We start from the raw sequence: 15,349 nt of genomic DNA on the forward strand, positions 1-15,349 counted from the left end.
CGGCTACGGAGTGGACAGGTTTCAACGCTTTGGAAGCGGATTCCCCGGCAAACGGCGGCCCCCTCGCGCACTCACCGGATGTCGTTGAGCAGCTTGGCCTCGGCCTTCCGGAGGTGTTCGGTGAACGTCGTCTTCGAGATATCGAGTTCGTCGGCGAGTTCCTGCAGGGACACCTCGCGTGGCCACTGGTAGTAGTTCTCCCGTCGGGCGAGTTCGAACACTTCGCGCTGGCGCTGGGAGAGCAACTGGAGGTACTGGGTAGACCCACCGGAGAGCGACTGGACCGAGGAGATGTGCTGGACATCGATGGTCGCATCCTTCTCCTCGCGCACCGTCTCCAGTCGGTCGTCGAGCTCACCTCGCGGACACTGCGCGACGACCGGCCAGTACTCGTACCCGTCGTAGATGCGGACGGGTCCCTCGTGGATGAACCCGTTCGAGGTGAGCGCGGGCTCGATGCTGTCCTTCTCGGAGTACTGGACGAAGATGTCCTGGGTCGCGTTGCCGGGGTCGAACCCATCGGTGTTCATCTTGAGACCACCGGAGAGTTCGAGGACGGACTGCGTGAGTGGTGAGTCGCGCGTCGCGTCGACCAGCTCGGCCACCTCGTCCCTGGTGTCGCCGAACGCCGTGAACAGCCCCTTGATGTTGCCGTCAGAGAGGGGGAACGCCCCGTGGTTCAGCAGCCCGGCGTCGTGCTGGTCGGTGACCTGGAGCGACCAGCAGTCCGGGTGTGCGACCTTGAGTGTGAGGCGGAGGACCTCGTCTTCCTCGTCGTCCTGCTGGGTCATCACTGGTGGGAGAACGTCCGTCGGAATAAATCCATCTCACCGCCCGCCCAGGACCCGAGCTGTCGGTGTAACACGGTGTGCGTGCGCATCGCCCGGATTCGGGGGCGAATCAGAGAACCGGCGATTTCTACAGCGTTAGACTTTTTTGAACGGTCTGAACGATTCATGAACGGGCTCACCACTTGATATACCTATAGTTCGTTGTGGAATCTAAGATGGTCGAGCGCCCCCCGACGGTACTCGTCGTCGCCGACGACGAACTGACACGACAGCGCTGTTCGACGTGGCTGGAGAGTGGCACCTACGACATCATCGCGACAGGCATCCTCGACGAAGCGGTTGCGACCGCCAAACAGGCTGCGGTCGTCCTCGTCGCAGGCGGTGTCGGGCGAGCGAGCCACGACGACCTGGTGCGCACCATCAGCCGACACACCAGGGAGTGTGCCATCGTCTCCCTCGCGTCGTCCGCCAGCCACGACCTGCCGTGTGACGAGCGACTCTCCTCGCCGGTCCAGCGACAGGAACTCCGTGGGAGCGTCGAGCGACTGGTCACGCGAGCGACCTACGTCGACCGACTCGACGCACTGCTCGCGGCGGCGCGCCGGGCGACCAGCAGCAATCACGGCCGGCTGGCACGGCTCAGTTCCGAGACCAGGGACCTGCAGGACGCGTTCGAACCCGCGGACTACGAAGCCATGTTCCGGACCATCGACCCGTCGTAACTGACCAGCGGACAGGCCACGTCGGAATCGACTCGCTCGACCACCGTTCTCCCCGCCACCACGCCACATAGGGCACAGACGACCGGATTCGGAACCGCGGAAGTTAACCGTCCGCCCCAGTTAATCGAGGCTAATGAGCAACGAGTCGCTTTCTGACGGGGACCTCCGGAACACAGGGATGTCCCTCAAGCACGACCGCGAGTGGGACTACGAACTCGACCGCATCATCGAGGCGGTCGAGGAGCGCGACGCGACCAAGGTCGGCCTGCAGTTCCCCGAGGGCCTCAAACGCCGCGGCCCGAAGGTCGCCGACGACCTCCGCGAACTCCTGCCCGACGAGGTCACCGTCCTCATCTCCGGCCAGCCGTGTTACGGTGCCTGCGACCTCGACACCTTCCTCATGCGCCGGACCGACGTGTTCGTCCACTTCGGCCACTCCCCGATGAAGGAGTCGGACAAGATCATCTACGTCCCGCTGTTCTCCAACGTCGAGGTCCGCCCCATCATGGAGCAGGCCGTCGAGGAGAAGCTCGAAACGGGCGACGTGGGCCTCGTCACGACCGCCCAGCACATGAACCGGTTCGAGGAGATGAAGGAGTGGCTCACGGAGCAGGGCTTCGACGTCCACACCCGCAAGGGCGACGACCGACTCACCCACGAGGGCCAGGTTCTCGGCTGCAACTACGCCTCCGCGGACATCGACGCCGACCAGATACTCTACGTCGGCGGCGGCAAGTTCCACCCCCTCGGCCTCGCGATGGAACACCCCGACAAGAAGGTTGTCATCGCCGACCCCGTCAACAACGTCGTCACCGTGGCCGACACGGAGAAGTTCATGAAGCAGCGCTACGGGGCCGTCCACCGGGCGATGGACGCCGAGAAGTTCGGCGTCATCTTCTGCACGAAGATCGGCCAGGGCCGCTGGGAGATCGCCGAGGAGATCGTCGACAACAACGAGAACGCCTACCTCATCACCATGGACGAGGTCACGCCAGACCGCCTGCGCAACTTCGACATGGACGCCTTCGTCAACACGGGCTGTCCGCGCATCACGACCGACGACGGCCCGCAGTTCCACAAGCCGATGCTCACCCCCCAGGAGTACAAGATAGCCATCGGCGAGGAACCGCTCGACAGCCTCGCGTTCGACACGTTCCACGGGACGTGGTGAACTGAGGACGTCGACTCGTTCTGGACGCTCGGATTTGCGGTCTCCTGTTTCTCTGACCCGCACAGCCGACCGGCGCGCGCTGGTGAGCGTGCCGAGCACGAGGCGACAGTGTCGCCTCGCAACGCGAGGCCGCGAAGCGTAGTTGTGCGAGGGATGAGGACCGGAGCGGAACGGAACGCAGTGGAGTGAAGCGAGGACCGAAATCGGCTGGGGAGGGTGTGGTGCGGGGCGGTGCTGTGCGGTGGGTGGGTCCCGTGAGCGAAGCGAACGGGAGCTCGTCGGACCGCAGGTCCGCCGCGGGAGTCGAGACGGTCGGGGCTTTCTGGCTGTTGGAGTCACCAGTTGTTCTCGCAACTGGGGCGATACACTGACTACCAATTATCCAGCCCCAGTTTCCACCGACGACGAAGACAGCTCTCGAAACGAATTAGACGACGACCAGTTCCGAAACCTGTAAACGCCGCCACCGACCACGAAGACACATGGAACTCACCGTCACGGAGAACCTCGAACAGGAACTCCACGTCGAAATCGCTGGCGAGGACCACACGTTCATGAACGTCCTCAAGGGCGCGCTCCTGGAGACGGAGGGCGTCAGTGCCGCGACGTACGACATGAACCCCGAGCAGTCCGGTGGCCAGACAGAGCCCATCCTCACCGTCAAGACGTACGAGGGGACCGCCCCGCTCGACGCCCTGGAGACGGCCGCAAAGCGCGTGCAGGAGAAGACCGAGGCGTTCCGCACCGCGTTCGAGAACGCGGCCTGATTTTCGAGCAGTCGACTCGTCTCAGTTCGTTCGACAGGGAGCGACGCGTCTCTCAGCAGAACAGGTGTGCGACGTAGATTCGGCCGTCTGGCGCGACGTGGACGTCGACGGCGTAGGTCGATTCTGCGGCGAGAGCGGCCTGCCGGGAGCTGGGGTTCGACAGCAGCGCCTCCGCGACGCTGTCGGCGAGCATCTCGGCGCTGTCGTAGTCGGTGATGTGTGACCCGAACCTGTTCTCCTCGGACCCGAAGAACGAGCCCAGTAGCTGTCGCTGGCACCCTGACGAGAAACCGTCGAGGTCGCCACGCACCTGTCCACCCTCGTAGTCCCGGGTGACGTTCCGCTGGTTCAGGAACGTCGCCATCGCGGTCAGCGTCTCGTCCTGTTCGAGGGTGCTCTCACCCTGTTCGGCGCGGAAGTCGTTCACCTGCAGCTGCACGTCGGCCTCCACCGCGGCGAGGTCGATGCCGTTCGCGGTCGTCGCGTTCCCGGGGGCGTTCGACACGGTCGGTTGCTGGTCCCCCAGCGGGAACGGGATGACACCGGTCACGAACAGCGCGGCGACCAGGAGCATGACGGCGATGACGGGGGCGAACGGTTTCGCGACGGTCAGCCAGCCGACGCCGGCGGCCTCGGTCTCCACGTCCTGGTAGTCGGGTTTCCGCTTCTCCAGGCCCATGTTGCCACACCGGACACACGGCGGGTTGTTCCGGGTCGACTGCTTGCCGCACTCGGTGCAGACCCAGACGAATCCGGTGTACTCGCCGTGTTCGTGGCCGCACTCGTCGCAGGGTGGCGTCGTCGATACCGACCCGCAGTTGTCACACTCCCAGCCCATTCTCTAGCCTACAGTACGGTGTCACGTGGAAATACCTGCCGCTCGGCAGGATGGAAAACGGGAGAGAACGCGCCCAGGGTTGCTGATTCGGCGTGGCTACCGTCGCCTGCTCAGAGCCGGACCGGCACGCCGTGCTCGTCGAGGTACTCCTTGACCTCGCGGATGGAGTACTCGTCGAAGTGGAAGATAGAGGCGGCGAGGGCGGCGTCCGCACCGGCGTCCTCGAACACTTCGCGGGCGTGCTCGGGGCCACCACAGCCGGAGGAGGCGATGACGGGCGTATCGACCGCGTCACACACCGCCTTCGTGACCGGGATGTCGTAGCCGTCTTTGGTTCCGTCGGTGTCGATGGAGTTCACGAACAGCTCGCCGGCACCGCGTTGTTCGGCCGTTTGCGCCCACTCGACCACGTCGCGACCGGTCCCTTCGCGACCGCCCTTGACCGTACACTCGAACCAGCAGGACTCGCCGTCGACCTCGGCGTAGTACTCGCCCTGCTCGTCGAAGCGACGGCGGGAGTCGACCGAGATGACGATGCACTGGTTCCCGAAGGCGCGAGCGCCCTCGTTGATGAGGTCCGGGTTCTTCAGTGCCCCAGAGTTGATGGAGACCTTGTCCGCACCGGCCCGGAGCGTCTCCTTGATGTCCTCCTTGGTTCGGATGCCACCCCCGACGGTGAGCGGGATGAACACCTCGTCGGCGACCGCACTGACCGTGTCGAGCATCGTCTCGCGACCCTCCGCCGAGGCCGTGATGTCGAGGAAGACGAACTCGTCGGCACCGGATTCGTTGTACCGGCGAGCCATCTCGACCGGGTCGCCGGTGTACTTCAGGTCCTCGAAGTTCACACCGGTGTATACGGCGGCGTTGCCGTCCTCGTCCAGGTCCACGTCGATACAGGGGATGATACGCTTCGTGAGGGGCATCTACTACGTGGTGGTTCGGGCGTGTGGTGTTTGACCGTTTCGACCGTGGTCAGTTTCGATACTTTCAGGTAGCCACTGTCGCTACTCGCGAGTATGAGCGACGAGACCGAGGACGTCGAACACGCGGACCACGACCACGACGACCACCACGACCACGGCGACGAGGACGGGCGCGTGACCTCTCCGATGCAAGAGTTCGGAGCGAGCGCGGCCGGTATCGGCTTCGTCACGATGCTCGTCGGCATCCTCCTCACGCTGGCCGTCCCGCTCCTGCTGGTCTGAAGCCGTCTCTCCCGTTCTCAGCAGCTCCATCGTTTCCGCCGAGCGACCGCCGTCTCCGGTGAACCCAAAAGATTTCAACCTCGGGAGACGCTTCGGTGGCCAATGGATGCGGATTCGGTCCGGGCCGACGACCAGCCGGAGGTGGGAGCCGAGTCGGGGCCGGCACTGGTCGAGGTGCCCGAGCAGGCGAGACCCACGGACCGGCGAGTGCTCGCTGGCGTGCTTGGCATGACGGTGCTCGCACTGGTCGCCAGGGTCCTCTGGCTCGGCGAGCGCTCGGCGCACTGGAGCGAGGCCCGACTCGGGTATGCGGTGTTGACTGCCGTCGAGACGGGTGTCTGGACGTATCGCCCGGTGATGCACGGGCCGCTTCTCGCGCACGCGAACGAACTATTATTCTCGGTCTTCGGACCCTCGGACGCGATAGGCCGCCTCACGGTCGCCGTGGTCGGCGGCCTCCTGCCACTCGCGGCGTGGCTGTTCCGGGAGCGCCTCCGCGACGTCGAGGTACTCGCGCTTGCGGGCTTCCTCGCGGTGAATCCCGTGTTGCTGTACTACTCCCGGTTCGCCCGGAGCAATCTGCTCGTCGCCGCCCTTGCCCTGGTCACGCTGGGCTTCCTCGTGCGACTCGCCGACACACGCTCCCCGTGGTACCTCTACGCCACGGCCCTGACGGGAGCGCTCGCGGTCGCGGCGAAGGAGAACGCGCTGCTCTACGTCGCGATGTGGGTCGGGGCCGGCGCACTCGTCCTGGACCACCGGGCTCTCGTTCGCCCGCTCGACTACGACCCGGTCGACGATGGCATCGAACTCGTCCCCGAGTGGCTGCTCGGCCGCATCGACGGGGCGGTCGTGCTGGTTGCACTCCTGAACCCGGTCGTGGTCACGGCCTTCGTGGAGTCGCGGTTCGTGACCATCGTGTCAGTGCTCGTCGCGCTCCGGGCAACTCGCTGGGTGCTCCCCGAGGGCGGTGACTGGCATCGGCTCTCCACACTCACCGGTGCGGTGGCGGTGGTCTGGTTGCTGACGGGTATCGGTTCGGCCGCACTGGTCTACGCAGTGACCTGGGCCGTGTTCGGGAGCTTCGTCCTCGGTGAGGTCCTCCGTGGCTCCTCGGCCGGCCAGACGCTCACCCTGTGGCGTGCACCGCTGCTCCTCGCGGGGACGATAGTCGTGGTCGCGACGATCGGGTTCTACGCGCCCCGCGGGGACGCGGGCCTGGGGGCCGCCCTGACGAACCCGGTGCTCCTGCCCGGCGTCGTCGAGGCTGCCCTGTTCGAGAGCTGGGACGACATGACGGCCCTCTACTTCGGGAACGTCCAGACCTTGAGCTTCCTCGACTCGTTCGCCTTCTTCGCGACCGCCCTGCGGGGCGGCGCGTTCGTCCTCGTCCTGTTCGCGGTCGTGGGGTTCCTCGCCGACAGATACGGCGCGGGTGAACAGCGCGACCTCGTCGCGTTCGCGAGCTACTGGGGCTTCGCGAGCGTCCTGGCGTACCCGGTACTGGTCGCGGTGCAGGGCCAGTGGGCGCTCGTCCACATGGTCGTCCCGCTGGCCATCCCGGCGGCGGTCGGACTCGGGCTGGTCGGGCGCTGGGGCTGGGCTGCAGTCGGGGACCGCCGGACGGTCTCTGCGAGCCTCGCCGTCGCCGTCCTCCTGTTCGCGACCGGACTCACCGGTGCGACGGCGATATCGACCGTGTACGCCAGCCCCGCTGGCGAGGGGAACCCACTCGTGCAGGCCGGGCAGCCGGGGACCGACCTCGGGCCGGTCGCGGCGGCCATCGAGACCGCAGCGAGCCAGAACACCGACGGGCCCGACGTGGTGTACTACGGCGCGTTCTTCGCCATGGACAACGAGAGCGCCGCGGACCGGTTGCCGGTCACCGACGGAGAGGGCTGGCGTAACGGTACCTGGACGGTGTACGCCGACAACGAGAACTGGTACCACCGGCTCCCATTGGCGTGGTACGTGGCCCAGGCAGACGCGGAGACGGCCAGTGCACGCACCATCTCGGCACTCCAGGTGCACCTCGCGAGCCAGCCACCGGTCGTGGTCACCCGGGCGACGCACGCCAACCACGTCGGCGAACTGCTCGGTGAGGGCTACCAGCGCCACGCGGTGAACCTGACCGCGACCGGGACGGAGACCGTCGTGTTCGTGAACAACTCCGTCCAGTCGTAGGGGCAGACAGTGCACGTCGATGCATAGAGCAAGCGTTAAGCATCGGGCTGTGGAACCGCCGACCATAATGCCCGCGACCCTACCAGGGCCGACACTCGGCGTCGTCGGCGGCGGCCAGCTGGGGCGGATGCTGGCCGAAGCTGCCGCGCCCCTGGGCGTCGACGTGGTGGTCCTTGACCCCACGCCGGACTGCCCGGCCGCGCCGGTCGCCCGCGACCAGCTCGTCGCCGACTTCGACGACCAGTCGGCCATCCGTGACCTGGCCGAACGCGTCGACTACCTCACGTTCGAGATCGAACTCGCCGACCAGGACGCGCTGAACGAGGTCAGCGCCGAGACGGGCGTCCCGTGCCATCCGAAGCCGGCGACGCTCGAACTCATCCACGACAAGCTCCACCAGAAGCAGGCGCTCGCCGACGCCGGGATTCCAGTTCCCGAGTTCCGGGCGGTCGAGACCGCCGACGAGCTTCGCGACGCCATCGACGAACTCGGTGCGCCGGCGATGCTCAAGGCCCGCACCGGCGGCTACGACGGCCGCGGGAACGTCCCGGTCGAGCACCGCGACGAGGCCGAGGACGCCATCGAGGCCGTCGCCGGGCCCGCCATGCTCGAAGCGTTCGTGGACTACGAGCGCGAGGTGTCCGTCATCGCCGTCAAGGGCGACGGCGAAGTGGCGACGTTCCCCGTCGGGGAGAACATCCACGAGGCGGAGATCCTGCGCGAGACGGTCGTCCCCGCCGGCTCTGACGAGGCCGTGCTCGAAGAGGCCGAGGCCGTGGCTCGCGACGTGCTCGAGCTGATGGAGGGCCGTGGCGTCTACGGTATCGAGCTGTTCGAGACCCGCGACGGCGAGATTCTCGTGAACGAGATCGCGCCCCGTCCGCACAACTCCGGGCACTGGACCATCGAGGGGGCGGTCACGTCCCAGTTCGAACAGCACACCCGCGCGGTGCTCGGCTGGCCCCTCGGCGCGACCAACCTGCGCGCGAACACGGTCTCGAAGAACATCCTCGGGACCGGCGAGGAGTCCCGCGAGGCCGAACTTTCCGGCGTCGATTCGGTCCTCGACGCCCCCGGGGCGTCGCTGCACTGGTACGGCAAGCGCGACGTGCGCCCGCTCCGGAAGATGGGCCACGTCACGAGCGTTGCGACCGACGGCGAATCGACCGACGAACTCCTGACGGGCACCCGCATGCTCGTCGACGACCTCTCGTTCAGATGACCGACGACGTAGACTCCCTCATCGACGACCTGCACGCCGAAGCACAGCGCGACCGACCGGCCGAGGACACCCCCGACATCGGCATCGTCATGGGCTCGGACTCGGACCTCGACGTGATGATGGGCTCGGAGACGGGCCGCGGCGGAGCGTACGACGCTCTCGTCGACGAACTCGGCTTCGCCGAGGTCACGGACTACGACGACCCGCCCGAAGAGCGATTCACGTTCGAGACGTACGTCACCTCCGCCCACCGCACCCCCGAGCTGATGTACGCCTACGCCGAGACCGCCGAAGCCCGCGGTCTCGACGTCATCATCGCCGGCGCGGGCGGCAAGTCCGCCGACCTCCCGAACATGACCGCGTCCATCGCGTACCCACTCCCCGTCATCGGCGTCCCCGTCCAGGAGAAGTCCGTCGACTCCGTCATCGGGATGCCACAGGGCGCGCCGCTGACGGCCGTCGATGCCGGCAAGTCGTTCAACGCCGCGCTCTCGGCCGCGATGATTCTCTCTCGCGAGCACGACGAACTGCGTGAGCGCCTCGTCGCCTATCACGAGGGACTCAAGGGCGACGTGGCACGGACGTCCCGCGATCTCCACGAGCTCGGGACGCCCGGGTTCAAAGAACGCCGCGAGTGACTCCGGTCCCGCGCTAAGGGGGCAGAAAATCTAGAATATCCTGCCAGTTCGGTACTCCGTTTTTCTAAGGGTTCTACACCGTAGAAAACCCGAAAATCGCAAGAATCAACCCTTATATGGGTGCGCTTCAAAGCCCCGGATGTTACGGAGTAAACGGCATGAATCCATGGATAGCCATCGGGGCGCTGGCTCTGGTCGGGCTGCTGATTCCGCTCGGTATGATGTCGGTTTCAGCACTCCTCAGACCCACAGTCCCAGAAGACAGTAAACGCGCCACCTACGAAAGTGGTGAGGTTCCGACCGGCGGGACGCGCATGCGGTTCAACATCCAGTACTACATGGTCGCGCTCCTGTTCGTCGTCTTCGACATCGAGACCGTCCTCATCTTCCCGTGGACGGTTATCTACCGCTCTGCTCTCGAAGGCGGCGTCGGGCTTGCGACGGTACTGATTCCGATGCTCGTGTTCATCGGCGTCCTCGTCGTCGGCCTCGCATGGGCCTGGCGCAACGGCGCAGTCAAGTGGGCGCGTAGCCCGCGCGCCGAACAAAGAAAGGGAGCACAGGCAGAACGATGAGTAGCGACAACCCCACAGACCGCACGAGTACAGACGCGCTGACCAAGACGCGCGAAGCCCGGATGGGTGAAGGCCTCGACGACCGGTTCAACTCGCGACTCCGCGAGGCGTTCGGCTCCACGCCGTTCATCCTCACGAAGTTCGACAAGTTCATGAACTGGGTCCGTGGCTCTTCGATGTTCATGCTGCAGTTCGGTATCGCATGCTGCAGTATCGAGATGATCCACACCTACGCCATCAAGCACGACCTCGACCGCTTCGGTGCAGGTGTGCCCCGGGCGTCCCCGCGGCAGGCGGACGTCATCATCGTTCCCGGGACCATCGTCTCGAAGTTCGCCCCCCGGATGAAGCGGGTGTACGACCAGATGCCCGAGCCCAAGTTCGTCGTCGGGATGGGCTCGTGTACCATCTCTGGCGGCCCGTTCCAGGAGGGCTACAACGTCATCAAGGGCGCAGAAGAGGTCATCCCGGTCGACATCCACGTCCCGGGTTGCCCGCCGCGCCCCGAGGCGCTCATCTACGGCGTCGCGAAGCTCCAGGAACGCATCGCGAACGGCGAGTCCGCGCCGGTGACGGTGAAGCCGTACGAACTCGAACAGTTCGGCGACATGCCGCAAGACGAGGTCGTCGACAAGCTCGCAGAGCAGATCGACGAAGAGACGCTCGCCATGCGCTACAACTGGGCTGATTCGCCATGAGTTCGCTGAGACGTTCCTGCTCGCGTTGCTGCGCGGGCTGCGACTCATCACCTCATGCTCGACACCGGAGGTGTCTCGCATGAGTCTGGAGAAGCCAAGCGAACGGATGGTCACCGCCGAGGGCGACGTCGACGGCGACGCCATCCTCGACCTGCTCGGCGACAAGGTCCTCGACACCGAGGAGCACCTGAACGCCGACCAGTCGGTCGTCGTCCGCCCGGACGAGGTCGAGGAGACGCTCCTCGCCCTGCGTGACGAGGCCGGCTTCGACCACTGTTCCTGCGTGACGGCCCAGGAGTACGAGGACCGCTACGAGTCCATCTACCACCTGAAGAAGTACGACGACCCGACCCAGGAGGTCAGCGTCGTCGTCCCCGCCTCGAAGGACAACCCCGTCAGCCAGTCCGGCAACGCGGCCTACCGCACCGCCGACTGGCACGAGCGCGAGGCGTACGACCTCGTCGGCATCGACTACGAGAACCACCCGGACCTGCGTCGCATCCTCCTGCCCCAGACGTGGCAGGGTCACCCGCTCGGGATGGACTACGACCAGGACCGGCCCCAGATCGTCACACTGGGCCAGTGGGACAACCCGCTGCAGGAGGACCACATGCACGAGGAGTCGGACACGATGTTCCTCAACATCGGTCCGCACCATCCGGCGACCCACGGCGTCCTCCACGTGAAGACCGTCCTCGACGGCGAGCAGGTCGCCGACGTGGAGCCGGACATCGGCTACCTCCACCGCTGTGAGGAGCAGATGTGCCAGCAGGGGACGTACCGTCACCAGATCATGCCGTACCCGGACCGGTGGGACTACGTCTCCGCCGGCATCCTCAACGAGTGGGCCTATGCACGGGCCGCCGAGGACCTCGCAGACATCGAGGTGCCGGAGTACGCACAGGTCATCCGGACGATGTCCGCCGAGCTGTGCCGCATCGCGGCGCACATGCTCGCGCTCGGGACGTTCGCGCTGGACGTCTACGGCGACTTCACCGCCATCTTCCAGTACGCGTTCCGCGACCGCGAGGTCGTCCAGAACATCCTCGAAGACCTCACCGGCCAGCGGATGATGTTCAACTACTTCCGCCTGGGCGGTGTCGCGTGGGACCTCCCGGAACCGCGCGAGGAGTTCTTCGAGAAGACCCGGGACTTCCTCGAGGAGCTCCCGGGCAAGCTGGAGGAGTACCACGACATGATTACGTCGAACGAGATCTTCCAGCTCCGGTGTGTCGACACCGGCTACCTCGACCCCGAGACGGCCAAGTCCTACGGTGCGACGGGCCCGGTCGCCCGCGGGTCGGGCATCGACTACGACCTCCGTCGTGACGACCCCTACGGCTACTACGACGAGCTCGACTGGGACGTCGTCACCGAGGACGGCTGCGACAACTACGCACGCGTCCTCGTTCGCATGCGCGAGGTCGAGGAGTCCGCGAAGATCATCGAACAGTGTGTCGACCTGCTCGAGGAGTGGCCCGAGGACGACCGGACCATCCAGTCCAACGTCCCGCGCACCCTCAAGCCGGACGACGACACCGAGACCTACCGCGCCGTCGAGGGCGCGAAGGGTGAACTCGGCATCTACATCCGCGCAGACGGCACGGACAAGCCGGCTCGCTTCAAGATCCGGAGCCCGTGCTTCTCGAACCTGCAGACGCTGCCCGAGATGACCCAGGGCGAGTACATCCCGGACCTCGTCGCGTCGCTCGGTAGCCTCGACATCGTTCTCGGGGAGGTGGACCGCTGATGGCAGATGCGGTCTTGTTCCCGGAGACCGTCGAGAACGCCCTGGGGCTCGCCCCCTACGGCGTGCTCGGCGACCTCATCGCATCGTTCATCGCGGCGTTCATCGTCGGCAACGTGATGCTCGCCTACACCGGCGTCGCCGGGCCGTGGGCGAAGCGGAAGATCACCGCCGCGTTCACGGACCGCATCGCGGTGAACCGCGTCGGGCCGTTCGGCCTGCTCATCATCGTGGCCGACGCGGTTCGTCTGCTGGCGAAGGAACTCATCATCCCAGAGAACGCGGACCGGCCCGCGTACGACCTCGCACCCATCATCATGGCCGGGTCGGCCATGCTCGGGTTCGCGGTCATCCCGATGGGCTCCATCTTCGGCATCAATCTCCAGCTCGCGGACCCCGATTCCGGTCTCGCCTACGTGTTCGCCGTCGCGTCTATCGCGACGCTCGGCATCGCGATGGGTGGCTACGCCTCCTCGAACAAGTACTCCCTGCTCGGTGGCCTGCGCGCCATCGCGCAGAACATCGCCTACGAGATTCCGCTCGTCATCACCGCGGCGTCGGTCGTGCTCTTCGCACAGACCCTGCGGATGGGCGGCATCGTCGAGGCACAGCAGGCGACGCTCATCAGCATCGCGGGCATCGACATCCCGTCGTGGTTCGCGTTCGTGAACCCGTTCGCGTTCGTGCTGTTCATGGCCGCGAACCTCGCGGAGGTCGGGCGTAACCCGTTCGACATCCCCGAGGCACCGACCGAGATCGTCGCAGGGTACCAGACCGAGTACTCCTCGGTCTACTTCGTCCTCATGTACCTGGGCGAGTTCCTGCACATCTTCCTCGGTGGCGCAATTGCCGCGACGCTGTTCCTCGGCGGCCCGGCCGGACCGATTCTGCCGGGCTTCGTCTGGTTCACCATCAAGATCTGGGGCGTGTTCCTGCTCACGCAGTGGTTCCGCTCCGCGATCCCGCGTGTGCGTATCGACCAGATGATCGAGATCGGCTGGAAGGGCATGCTCGTCCTTTCGTTCGCGAACCTGCTGCTGACGGCGCTGCTCGTCGGGGTGATTGTATGATCGGACTGCTCAAATCGATGGCGACGACGATGAAACACGCACTGGACAACGAGACCTTCACGGTCGAGTACCCGGACACCGCACCAGAGGTCTCTCCGCGGTTCCGTGGTGTCCACAAGTTCAGCCAGGAGCGGTGCATCTGGTGTCGCCAGTGCGAGAACGTGTGTCCGAACGACACGATTCACATCGTGACGGACGCACAGCGCCAAGGTGAACAGTACAACCTCCACATCGGGCAGTGCATCTACTGCCGGCTGTGCGAGGAGGTGTGTCCGGTCGACGCGATTCTGCTCACGCAGAACTTCGAGTTCACCGGCGACACGAAAGACGACCTGGTGTACAACAAGGACCAGCTCCGCGCGGTCCCGTGGTACAAGGACATCGACCCCCTCGAATCCCGTGAGCCAGACCGTGGCGCGTGGATCGGCGAGGGTGATGGCGAGGTCGATTACCAGTAATCGAGACGAACGTCTCGAAATGTTCAACAGACACCGAATGGAGAACTCACAACAATGGTAACCGCAGAACTCGTCGCCTTCGCGCTCTTCGCCATCGTCACGGTGGCAAGTAGCATGGGCGTCGTCCTCGTCGAGGACGTGTGGCACTCCGCACTCCTCCTGGGCGTCTCCCTGCTCAGCGTCGCGGTCTTCTACGTGATGGAGGGTGCAGAATTCGTCGCTGCGATGCAGATACTCGTCTACGTGGGCGGGGTCCTCATCCTCATCACGTTCGCCGTGATGCTCGTGCGAACCGAAGGCGAGACGGAGGTGGTAGAGACATGACAACACGACCGAAACTGAAACTGGGCAGCCATCTGGTTCCCGGACTGGTGGCGGTCGCGCTGTTCGTCGTGATGGTGGCCGTGTTCATCAACGCGCCCATCACCGGCGAAGAACAGGGCTTCAACGAAGCGACGGTGGCGCTCGGCCCGGCCGACGATATCGCCACACAGCAGACGGACAGTGGCGCGTACGCACAGATCAAGGAGACCGGCGGCTCGACCTACGCGGTCGTCGTCGACGGTGACAGCGAGACGAAGAACGTCACGCTGTCGGATACGACGAACGCCTCGGCGTCGCTGTTCACGCGTGACGGGAACGTCTACGCCGCGACCAGCGACGTCGGCGAGGGCATCACGGACGACCTCGGCTATCACCTGTTCGGCCTCGGCAGCACTGCCGAGCCGACGGTGCCCGGGGAGTCGTTCCTCGTCGCCTTCGAGATCATCGACCTGGTGCTCGTCGCAGCCCTCGTCGGTGCCGTGATGCTCGCCCGCCGTGAGGTCGGCGGCGAGATCGTCTCGGCGCTCGGCCTGGGTCTCGGTGACGAGGACTCGGTCGGCAACAGCTCCGCTGCTGGCGTCGCCGCAGACGGCGGCACCGAGCTGACCGACGACGGAGGTGAGAACTGATGGCGATTCCGGTCGAGTACTATCTCGTCCTGTCGGCGGCCATCTTCTGTACTGGCCTCTTCGGCATCCTCACCCGTCGGAACGCGCTGATGTTCCTGATGTCGGTCGAACTGATGCTGAACGCGGCGAACCTCAACCTCGTCGCCTTCAGCCAGTACTGGGGCAACCTCACCGGCCAGACGTTCGCCCTCTTCGGGATGGCGCTGGCCGCGGCGGAGGTCGCCATCGGTATCGGCATCATCCTCGTACTGTATCGTAACTTCGAAGACATAGACGTGGCCGACGCCACGACGATGAGGTGGTAACG

18 protein-coding genes and 1 pseudogene are annotated in these 15,349 nt (G+C 65.5%); 16 read left to right on the top strand and 3 right to left on the bottom strand.

The genetic code is table 11. The features are described from left to right. Positions 1–71: 71 nt before the first annotated feature. The gene (locus tag ACSC1S_RS05380) at positions 72–791 is read right to left on the bottom strand and encodes a helix-turn-helix domain-containing protein (protein WP_435363464.1); all 720 of its coding nucleotides are present in this window, start codon (positions 789–791) and stop codon (positions 72–74) included. A gap of 215 nt (positions 792–1,006) precedes the next feature. On the opposite strand from ACSC1S_RS05380, the gene ACSC1S_RS05385 reads away from it, so the two are divergent. The 3 genes from ACSC1S_RS05385 to ACSC1S_RS05395 all read left to right on the top strand — a co-directional run bounded on the left by ACSC1S_RS05385 (position 1,007) and on the right by ACSC1S_RS05395 (position 3,451). Next, positions 1,007–1,513 carry a hypothetical protein gene (locus tag ACSC1S_RS05385; protein ID WP_435363465.1) on the top strand — a complete coding sequence of 169 codons (507 nt, stop codon included), beginning with the start codon at positions 1,007–1,009 and terminating at the stop codon, positions 1,511–1,513. Between the two features lie 133 nt (positions 1,514–1,646). Continuing rightward, a complete protein-coding gene (gene dph2 / locus ACSC1S_RS05390) occupies positions 1,647–2,684 on the top strand; it encodes a diphthamide biosynthesis enzyme Dph2 (protein WP_435363466.1) in 1,038 nt (345 codons plus the stop codon). A 482-nt stretch (positions 2,685–3,166) separates the two neighbouring features. Further along, entirely contained in the window at positions 3,167–3,451 is a 285-nt protein-coding gene (locus ACSC1S_RS05395) for a DNA-directed RNA polymerase subunit L (RefSeq protein WP_261650817.1), read from the top strand. 52 nt (positions 3,452–3,503) lie between these two features. Here ACSC1S_RS05395 and ACSC1S_RS05400 read toward each other — a convergent pair whose 3' ends face one another. Together ACSC1S_RS05400 and hisF are read right to left on the bottom strand one after the other, a co-directional pair. Then, a complete protein-coding gene (locus ACSC1S_RS05400; protein ID WP_435363467.1) occupies positions 3,504–4,289 on the bottom strand; it encodes a spore germination YkwD domain-containing protein in 786 nt (261 codons plus the stop codon). A 110-nt stretch (positions 4,290–4,399) separates the two neighbouring features. Further along, positions 4,400–5,215, bottom strand: coding sequence for an imidazole glycerol phosphate synthase subunit HisF (hisF, locus tag ACSC1S_RS05405; RefSeq protein ID WP_435363468.1), 816 nt, complete (start codon positions 5,213–5,215; stop codon positions 4,400–4,402). 93 nt (positions 5,216–5,308) lie between these two features. Here hisF and ACSC1S_RS05410 point away from each other — a divergent pair, with 93 nt between their 5' ends. The 13 genes and pseudogenes from ACSC1S_RS05410 to nuoK all read left to right on the top strand — a co-directional run bounded on the left by ACSC1S_RS05410 (position 5,309) and on the right by nuoK (position 15,347). Next, complete coding sequence (locus ACSC1S_RS05410) at positions 5,309–5,497, top strand: DUF7550 family protein (protein WP_435363469.1); 189 nt, start codon at positions 5,309–5,311, stop codon at positions 5,495–5,497. A 102-nt stretch (positions 5,498–5,599) separates the two neighbouring features. Next, positions 5,600–7,681, top strand: a complete 2,082-nt coding sequence (locus ACSC1S_RS05415) for a flippase activity-associated protein Agl23 (RefSeq protein WP_435363470.1) — start codon at positions 5,600–5,602, stop codon at positions 7,679–7,681. 64 nt (positions 7,682–7,745) lie between these two features. Beyond that, complete coding sequence (locus ACSC1S_RS05420; protein WP_435364588.1) at positions 7,746–8,903, top strand: 5-(carboxyamino)imidazole ribonucleotide synthase; 1,158 nt, start codon at positions 7,746–7,748, stop codon at positions 8,901–8,903. Further along, on the top strand, positions 8,900–9,541 hold the full coding sequence (locus tag ACSC1S_RS05425) for an AIR carboxylase family protein (RefSeq protein WP_435317883.1): 642 nt from the start codon (positions 8,900–8,902) through the stop codon (positions 9,539–9,541). The genes ACSC1S_RS05420 and ACSC1S_RS05425 overlap by 4 nt, the downstream gene beginning before the upstream one ends. Positions 9,542–9,699: 158 nt before the next feature. Next, positions 9,700–10,116: an NADH-quinone oxidoreductase subunit A gene (locus tag ACSC1S_RS05430; RefSeq protein WP_435317884.1), complete on the top strand. Its 417-nt coding sequence runs from the start codon at positions 9,700–9,702 to the stop codon at positions 10,114–10,116. Beyond that, the gene (locus ACSC1S_RS05435; protein ID WP_435363471.1) at positions 10,113–10,814 is read left to right on the top strand and encodes an NADH-quinone oxidoreductase subunit B; all 702 of its coding nucleotides are present in this window, start codon (positions 10,113–10,115) and stop codon (positions 10,812–10,814) included. The genes ACSC1S_RS05430 and ACSC1S_RS05435 overlap by 4 nt, the downstream gene beginning before the upstream one ends. Positions 10,815–10,893: 79 nt before the next feature. Then, on the top strand, positions 10,894–12,564 hold the full coding sequence (locus ACSC1S_RS05440) for an NADH-quinone oxidoreductase subunit D (RefSeq protein ID WP_435317886.1): 1,671 nt from the start codon (positions 10,894–10,896) through the stop codon (positions 12,562–12,564). Further along, positions 12,564–13,631, top strand: a complete 1,068-nt coding sequence (locus ACSC1S_RS05445) for a complex I subunit 1/NuoH family protein (protein WP_435363472.1) — start codon at positions 12,564–12,566, stop codon at positions 13,629–13,631. Before ACSC1S_RS05440 ends, ACSC1S_RS05445 begins: the two co-directional genes overlap by 1 nt. Continuing rightward, a complete protein-coding gene (locus ACSC1S_RS05450) occupies positions 13,628–14,089 on the top strand; it encodes a NuoI/complex I 23 kDa subunit family protein (protein WP_435317888.1) in 462 nt (153 codons plus the stop codon). The genes ACSC1S_RS05445 and ACSC1S_RS05450 overlap by 4 nt, the downstream gene beginning before the upstream one ends. Positions 14,090–14,143: 54 nt before the next feature. Then, entirely contained in the window at positions 14,144–14,413 is a 270-nt protein-coding gene (locus ACSC1S_RS05455; protein WP_261650828.1) for an NADH-quinone oxidoreductase subunit J, read from the top strand. Then, positions 14,410–14,541 (top strand): annotated as a pseudogene (locus ACSC1S_RS05460) (proton-conducting membrane transporter); the annotation flags it as partial. The gene ACSC1S_RS05455 and the pseudogene ACSC1S_RS05460, both read left to right, overlap by 4 nt. A 138-nt stretch (positions 14,542–14,679) precedes the next feature. Continuing rightward, positions 14,680–15,042, top strand: a complete 363-nt coding sequence (locus ACSC1S_RS05465; RefSeq protein ID WP_435364589.1) for a hypothetical protein — start codon at positions 14,680–14,682, stop codon at positions 15,040–15,042. Further along, the gene (gene nuoK / locus ACSC1S_RS05470; RefSeq protein ID WP_435363473.1) at positions 15,042–15,347 is read left to right on the top strand and encodes an NADH-quinone oxidoreductase subunit NuoK; all 306 of its coding nucleotides are present in this window, start codon (positions 15,042–15,044) and stop codon (positions 15,345–15,347) included. The genes ACSC1S_RS05465 and nuoK overlap by 1 nt, the downstream gene beginning before the upstream one ends. Positions 15,348–15,349 lie beyond the last annotated feature (2 nt).

It is taken from the genome of Haloarchaeobius pelagicus (genome assembly GCF_051207375.1).
GTDB lineage: Archaea > Halobacteriota > Halobacteria > Halobacteriales > Natrialbaceae > Haloarchaeobius.